Below are 5,377 nucleotides of genomic sequence, written 5' to 3' on the forward strand. Positions count from 1 at the left end.
AGGGCAAATAGGGGCGCGCGCATCGGGGGAATACTAACGTTGTTTGTGGCGATTTTGCGAGTGGATCGGCGGGGTCGCGGTGGGTTGTTGCTCAGCCGAGGTGATCGGCGAAGGCATGCAATATCTGTTCATAGAGCGCGCGTTTGAACGGCACGATCATCTCGGGCAGGTCGGCGGGATCGGCCCAGCGCCACGCGCGGAATTCGGGATGCGGGGTGGCGATGTCGATGTCACTGTCCGCACCGGTGAAGCGGAACAGGAACCAGCGCTGGCGCTGGCCGCGATATTTGCCCTTCCACACCTTGCCGATCAGTTCGGGGGGCAGATCGTAGGTCAGCTCCTCGGGCGCCTCGGCGACGAATTCGAGATGCTCGGGGGCGACGCCGGTTTCCTCGCCCAGCTCGCGGATCGCGGCGGCGCGCGCATCCTCACCGGGATCGATCCCCCCCTGCGGCATCTGCCACGCCTCGAGCACATTATCGATCCGCTGCCCGACGAACACGCGGCGCTCGCGGTTGATCATCATCGCGCCGGCGCACGGGCGATAGGGGAGGGAGGAAGGGCTGGTCATGACGCAGCAACCGCTATCCGATGCGATGCGATGCGACCAGCCCTCAACGGGCGCCACCACGCCCCTTTCGTGCTCCCGCGAAGGCGGAAGCCCAGCCTGTGTCCCCGCCTTCGCGGGGACACAGGGCTCGGGATGAAGAGTTACGCCGCGCGCGCTTCTCCGATCGCCTGTTTCAGCACCGCGAGATAGCCCGCGACATCGGCAGCCGCAGAAGGGATCGCCTGGCGCAGCGTGACGAAGCCGTGGATATTGCCCTTCGCCTCGCGCAGCGTCACCGGCACCCCGGCGAGCGCCAGCGCGGCGGCATAAGCGCGGCCCTGATCGCGGATCGGATCGAGGCTGGCGGTGACGATCACCGCCGGCGGCAGCCCGACGAGGTCGCCCGCCAGCGGCGAGCCCTTCACATGCAGCACATCGGCCGCATAATGGTCGCCGAACCAGATCATCCCGTCGCGGGTCAGCAGATAGCCGTCGGCGAAATCGTTGAACGAGGGATATTCCTTGCTCATGTCCGCCGCCGGATAGATCGGCGCCTGGACGATCACCGGCACCGCGGCGGGGGCGTCGCGCAAGGTCATCGCGGTGACGATCGTCAGATTGCCGCCCGCGCTGTCCCCCGCGAGCACCAGCCCGGTCGCCTCGCGTCCGAGGTCTGCCGGGTTGCCGGCGATCCAGCGCGCCGCCGCCTCGCAATCGTCGGGCGCGGCGGGCCACGGCGCCTCGGGGGCGAGGCGATAGTCGATCGACACCACCGGCAGATCGAGCTGGCGCGCCATTTCGGCGGTGAAGCTCGCATGCGTGTCGATATCGCCGATCACGAAGCCGCCGCCGTGGTAGAATACCACCACCGGCCCCGGCCCACGCGTCGCGCGCGCGTCGAATAGCCGCGCCCTGATCGTCCCGCCGGGGCCGGGGATCGCGAGATCCTTGATCACCGCCAGTTCGCCGACCGGCGGATCGGCGATGTCCTTCATCGCCAGATAAACGGCGCGCGCCTCGGCCGGCTGCTGCTCGTGCATCTTCGGCCCCGGTACGTTGTTGAGATAATCGAGAAAGGCGCGCACGTCCGGGCGGACATAGGGGCCGGTGGTGGTCATCGCGTCGTCTCTCCATTCAGGTTCGTTTTTGCAACGCGATCCTGCAGCATAAGATGTGCTGCGTCCACATGCGCCGATAGCGCGTCTTGTCATGCCGCCATATCATTCTACGTTGGATCATGGAGAAATGAGGGCGTAAAGGCCCTCCGCACGCGAAACCGAAGTCCGACAGGAAATTGCCGCATGGCGACCGCCGTCCACCAACTGCCCCCTGAAGAAACATCCGATCGTCCCCCCGCTGAGTCGGTCGTCGTCCGCTTTGCCGGCGACTCGGGCGACGGGATGCAATTGACCGGGGGGCAATTCACGCTCTCCACCGCGCTGGCCGGCAACGACCTTGCGACCTTCCCCGATTTCCCGGCCGAAATCCGCGCGCCGCAGGGCACGCTGTTCGGCGTCTCGGCGTTCCAGATCAATTTCGGGTCGAGCGAGATCGATACTGCGGGCGACGAGCCCGACGTGCTCGTCGCGATGAACCCGGCGGCGCTCAAGACCAACCTTGGGTCTCTGAAGAAGGGCGGCCTCATCATCGCCGACGAGGGCGAGTTCAGCGAGCGCAACCTTGCCAAGGCGAAATACGACGCCAATCCGCTCGAGGACGGCAGCCTCGCGCCGTGGCAGCTGATGAAGCTCAACATCTCGCAGCTCACGCTCGATGCGGTGAAGCCGTTCGGCCTTGGCAACAAGGAAGCGCTGCGCTGCAAGAACATGTGGACGCTCGGGCTCGCGCTGTGGATGTTCGACCGCGATCGCCAGCCGCTGATCGACTGGCTCAAGGCCAAGTTCGCCAAGGCGCCCGAACTCGCCGATGCCAATATCGCCGCGCTCAACGCCGGCCATGCCTATGGCGAGACCGCCGAACTCGCCGGGCCGATGAAGCAGCATCATGTGCCCGCGGCGCCGGCCGAGCCGGGCCTGTACCGCACGATCACCGGCGCTGAATCGATCAGCCTCGGGCTCGTCGCGGGCGCGCAGCTCGCCAGCCTGCCGATGTTCTTCGGCGGCTATCCGATCACCCCGGCATCGGCGATCCTGCACCATCTGTCGCGGCTCAAGGAATTCGGCGTCACCACCTTCCAGGCGGAGGACGAGATCGCCGCGATCGCCAGCGCGATCGGCGCATCCTATGCCGGGCAGCTCGGCGTCACCTCGTCGTCGGGGCCGGGGATCGCGCTCAAGGGCGAGGCGATCGGGCTCGCGATCATGACCGAACTGCCGCTGGTGGTGGTCAATTCGCAGCGCGGCGGGCCGTCGACCGGCCTTCCCACCAAGACCGAGCAATCGGATCTCTATCAGGCGGTCTACGGCCGCAACGGCGATGCGCCGATGCCGGTGATCGCGGCGCGCTCGGCCGCCGATTGCTTCGACGTGGCGATCGAGGCGTGCCGCATCGCGACGCAATATATGACCCCGGTGATGCTGCTCACCGACGGCTATATCGCCAATGCCGCCGAGCCGTGGAAGGTGCCCGACACCAGCGCCTACGAACCCTTCCCGGTGAAATTCCTCGAAGAAGCGCCGGCGACGGGCTTCCTTGCCTATGCGCGCGACGAAAAGGGCGCGCGGCCGTGGGTCAAGCCGGGGACGCCGGGGCTGCTCCACCGCATCGGCGGGATCGAGAAGGCCGCGGGCACCGGCAACATCGATTACTCGCCCGCCAACCACCAATTGATGACCGAGGCGCGCCGCGACAAGGTGGCGGGGATCAAGGTCCCCGACCAGCAGGTCGAGGTCGGCGAGACCTCGGGCAAGCTCGCGGTGGTCGGCTGGGGTTCGACCTTCGGGCCGATCCACCAGGCGGTGCGCCGTGCACGGCGCCGCGGGCTCGACGTGGCGCATATCCACCTGCGCCACATCTGGCCGATGCCGGCCAATCTCGGCACGTTGCTCAAGGGCTATGAGCGCATCCTCGTGCCGGAAATGAATACCGGGCAGCTCAAGACGGTGCTGCGCGACCAATATCTGGTCGACGCCAAGCCGCTCAACAAAGTGTCCGGCCAACCCTTCCGCATCGCCGAGATCGAAGCGGCGATCGACCAGGCTTTGGCCTGAGCGCGGACGGGATCGAAGGATCAAGACAATGAACGAGATGACCACCATCGCCAAATCGACCCCCAAGGATTGGGAGTCGGATCAGGAAGTCCGCTGGTGCCCGGGCTGCGGCGATTATGCGATCCTGAAGGCGGTGCAGCGCACGATGCCCGAAATCGGCGCGCGCCCCGAAAACACCGTGTTCGTCAGCGGCATCGGCTGCTCGTCGCGCTTCCCTTATTATATGGAAACCTACGGGTTCCACACGATCCACGGCCGCGCGCCGGCGGTTGCGACGGGGGTGAAGCTCGCCAATCCCGAGCTCGACGTGTGGATCATCACCGGTGACGGCGATGCGCTGTCGATCGGCGGCAATCACACGATGCACCTCATCCGCCGCAACCTCGATTGCCAGGTGCTTTTGTTCAACAACGAGATCTACGGGCTGACCAAGGGGCAATATTCGCCGACCAGCCGCGTCGGCACGCAATCGCCCTCGACCCCGTTCGGCTCGGTCGATCGCCCGGCCAACCCCTGCGCCTTCGCGCTCGGCTCGGGCGCGCGCTTCGTCGGGCGCGGGATCGACGTTCACAAGAATCTGCCGACGGTGCTCAAGGCGGCCTATGCCCACAAGGGTACCGGCTTCGTCGAGATCTTCCAGAATTGCATCGTCTATAACGACGATGTGTTCGCGCCGTTCACGGCCAAGCCCAATGCCGCGCCGAACCAGCTCTGGGTCGAGCATGGCAAGCCGCTGCTGTTCGACAATGGCACCAAGGGGCTGGCGATGGATACCGACCGGCTGGTGCTCAAGGTGGTCGAGGTGACCGACGGCGACTGGCAGGGCGCCAGCGTCATCGTCCACGATCAGACCAACCGCGGTCTGGCGCATATGTTGGTCGAGATGCCGACGGGGGCTTTCCCTGTCGCGCTCGGTGTGATCTTCGACGATCCGGCGCCGACCTTCGAAAGCGCGGTCGTGGCGCAGAACGCCAGGGCCAGCGAAGGCAAGGTCGCCAACCTCCAGAAGCTGCTCGGCAAGGGGCAGACCTGGACCGTAGAATAACAGCCGAGGGGCTTCGAAGATGTTCGCACTGATTGTCGCCACCGCGTTGCAGGCCGCTGCGCCCGCCGCTCCCGCGGCGACCGCCGCCCCGCAGCAGAGCGCGGAACAGCGCACGCGCGCCGCGCTCGCGTCGCGCGGCATGTCGCAGGCCGGGATCGACATGATGATCGATACCGAGAAGAAGCACGGCCCCGCGCTGCGCGAGATCGCCGAGCGCGGTCAGGCCGCGCAGAGCAATATCCAGGCCGCGCTGACCAAGCGCCCGATCGATGCCGAGGGCTTCGTCGCCGCCAACACCGCGCGCGGCGAGGCGGTGGCGGCGCTTCAGCGCGAGGCGATCGCGGTCGCCAACGAGCAGATGCGCGGGCTCTCCCCCGCCGACCGCGTCGTGCTGGCGCAACTCGCGACCTCGACGCCGGCCAAGCAGGCGGCCCCCGCCGCGCCGGCGGCCAAGCCGAAGACCAAGCGGTAAGTAACCCGTCATCCCAGCGGACGCTGGGAGGATCGGGTTCGGATACCCCCGGCGCCGATCGTTTTCACTCCCCTCCCTTGAACAAGGGAGCATCTGTGATGTTGATCAAGCGGGTCGAGGTATCCATGGCCGGTTTTGAG

5 protein-coding genes are annotated in these 5,377 nt (G+C 66.7%); 3 read left to right on the forward strand and 2 right to left on the reverse strand.

Annotated elements, in window-relative coordinates:
• Positions 1-91 precede the first annotated feature (91 nt).
• Complete coding sequence (locus BGN95_RS20950; RefSeq protein ID WP_265269354.1) at positions 92-571, reverse strand: RNA pyrophosphohydrolase; 480 nt, start codon at positions 569-571, stop codon at positions 92-94.
• Positions 572-711: 140 nt separating this feature from the next.
• Positions 712-1,668 (reverse strand): alpha/beta hydrolase, encoded by a 957-nt coding sequence (locus BGN95_RS20955; protein WP_286773892.1) that lies wholly within the window; start codon positions 1,666-1,668, stop codon positions 712-714.
• Between the two features lie 183 nt (positions 1,669-1,851).
• Here BGN95_RS20955 and BGN95_RS20960 point away from each other — a divergent pair, with 183 nt between their 5' ends.
• Genes BGN95_RS20960 through BGN95_RS20970 form a run of 3 tightly spaced genes read left to right on the forward strand, consistent with a single transcriptional unit; the run spans position 1,852 to position 5,237 of the window.
• Positions 1,852-3,720: a 2-oxoacid:acceptor oxidoreductase subunit alpha gene (locus BGN95_RS20960; protein ID WP_265269283.1), complete on the forward strand. Its 1,869-nt coding sequence runs from the start codon at positions 1,852-1,854 to the stop codon at positions 3,718-3,720.
• Positions 3,721-3,748: 28 nt separating this feature from the next.
• Entirely contained in the window at positions 3,749-4,765 is a 1,017-nt protein-coding gene (locus tag BGN95_RS20965) for a 2-oxoacid:ferredoxin oxidoreductase subunit beta (protein ID WP_179513478.1), read from the forward strand.
• A gap of 19 nt (positions 4,766-4,784) precedes the next feature.
• The gene (locus tag BGN95_RS20970; protein ID WP_286773893.1) at positions 4,785-5,237 is read left to right on the forward strand and encodes a hypothetical protein; all 453 of its coding nucleotides are present in this window, start codon (positions 4,785-4,787) and stop codon (positions 5,235-5,237) included.
• Positions 5,238-5,377: the final 140 nt, after the last annotated feature.

It is taken from the genome of Sphingomonas sp. 66-10 (assembly GCF_001897045.1).
Taxonomy (GTDB): Bacteria; Pseudomonadota; Alphaproteobacteria; order Sphingomonadales; family Sphingomonadaceae; genus Sphingomonas; species Sphingomonas lycopersici.